General features: G+C 51.1%; 1 protein-coding gene. It reads right to left on the bottom strand.

What is annotated here, in order from left to right; genetic code table 11:
- Window positions 1-742, bottom strand: a 742-nt coding sequence (locus ICN30_RS11540) for an IS3 family transposase (protein ID WP_216275788.1), incomplete at both ends; no start/stop codon positions are given.

The raw sequence follows: 742 nt of genomic DNA, 5'->3' as shown, positions 1-742 counted from the left end.
TATCTTCTCTTGCTTTTGCTCTGCTGGCATAGGTTTTACGTTTGATCCGCTCCCGCTTGAGTAGTTGGAAAAAGCTCTCGACTACAGCGTTGTCATGGCAGTTTCCGCGCCGACTCATGCTTTGCTTGAGGTTGTGTTCTTTTAAGAACGCCTGCCACTCGTAACTAGAAAACTGGCTGCCTTGATCGGAGTGGATCATCACGGTTTGCTGGGGTTTGCGTTTCCATAAAGCCATCAGCAAAGCTGAGACTACGAGCTCCTTATCCATCCGTCCTTGCATCGACCAGCCTACAATCTGGCGGGAGAATAAATCCAAGACCACCGCCAGGTACAGCCAACCCTCATGCGTGCGGATATAAGTAATGTCCGTTACCCAGGTCTCATTAGGCTCTAAAACATCAAACTGCTGAGCCAGGTGATTGGGAGCGGCGACATGAGGCTTACCAGCATGATGCCGTGGTTTGCGCTTGTAACCTGTTTGAGAGCGTAGGCCTTGCGCCTTCATCAAGCGATACACCCGCTGTTCACCACAAGCAATCCCCAGATCTTGCAGATCATCATGGATCTTGCGATAACCATAGATGGTGCCGCTTGCCAGCCACGCTTGCTTAATCTGGGTCACAATCATTTGGTTCTCACACGCTCGAGACGAGAGTGGCTCTTTAAGCCAGGCGTAATAGCCACTGTGGTGGACTCGCAAAACCTTGCACATGGTGCGGATGGCATGCTCATGCTGGTACTT

The organism is Polynucleobacter sp. 31A-FELB (assembly GCF_018882405.1).
Classification (GTDB): Bacteria; Pseudomonadota; Gammaproteobacteria; order Burkholderiales; family Burkholderiaceae; genus Polynucleobacter.
The sequence above is the reverse complement of the archived record's forward strand: the minus strand, read 5'-3'. Positions and strand labels throughout refer to the sequence as shown.